This window comes from Bacillus sp. P4_D3 (genome assembly GCF_056401855.1).
This window is the reverse complement of the sequence record NZ_JBFUIN010001139.1, coordinates 1-766: the sequence shown is the minus strand read 5'-3', so window position 1 is coordinate 766 and position 766 is coordinate 1. Positions and strand designations below refer to the sequence as shown.

The window sequence follows — 766 nt, the reverse complement described above, 5'->3', positions numbered from 1 at the left end:
ATATATAATAAGGAGACCTATATTTTATGAGTGAAATTTCTTTTTAAAACGCTTTCATTTTTATAGAATGATAATATTTGTGAATACATCCTTATATAACAGAACTTTTTGCCCCTTTTATCATTAAAAGCTTTACGTGATAGTTCATTAAATACTCTATACCTTCCAACCATTTTTTCGCTTCTTCTGGGGTTTTCCCCCACACGATCATTCCGTAATTATGAACAAGGACTACTCCTCCACCTTCAACAAAATTTGGAACATTATTTTCTAATAAATTAGCGAATTTCTTTTCATCTTCTACAATTGGAATTGTCATTTCTGTAATACCATCTTTTCCAAAAACACGTTCCACACTGCGTTTTTCGAATGTTACTTCTCCTTCTTTCCCATATAGCTCTGACATTAAATGACTATCTACAGTTTGCACTTGTAAAATACATTCTGCACTACTTTTTTTATAAATATCCGCATGCATAAATGACTCTGTAGCTGGTTTTTCTTCGTTTTCAAATACTGGCTCACACATGCAATTTACGACAATAAAATCTTCTTCAGAAAATACCCCTTTATCTCTTCCCTCTACATTCACTAAAAATGTTAATGGCTCTTTTGACGTACACAGCGATAAACTAATTTTTGTACCATAAAACCAATCGCGAAGTGCCAATTCTGCTTTCACATCATTTAATTCGTTCCATTTCTTCAGAAAAAATAACATTTCGTCACCCCCGGCGTAATATTAATATAATGTTCAAATCCTTTC

General features: G+C 32.4%; 1 protein-coding gene. It reads right to left on the bottom strand.

All coding sequences use genetic code 11. The features are described from left to right. Positions 1-91: 91 nt before the first annotated feature. Positions 92-721 carry a class II aldolase/adducin family protein gene (locus AC1DTM_RS29835; protein WP_477001629.1) on the bottom strand — a complete coding sequence of 210 codons (630 nt, stop codon included), beginning with the start codon at positions 719-721 and terminating at the stop codon, positions 92-94. Positions 722-766 lie beyond the last annotated feature (45 nt).

Bases quoted from the DNA above. Each gene is read 5' to 3' on its own strand.
- AC1DTM_RS29835 (WP_477001629.1), bottom strand. From the start codon at position 721: ATGTTATTTTTTCTGAAGAAATGGAACGAATTAAATGATGTGAAAGCA.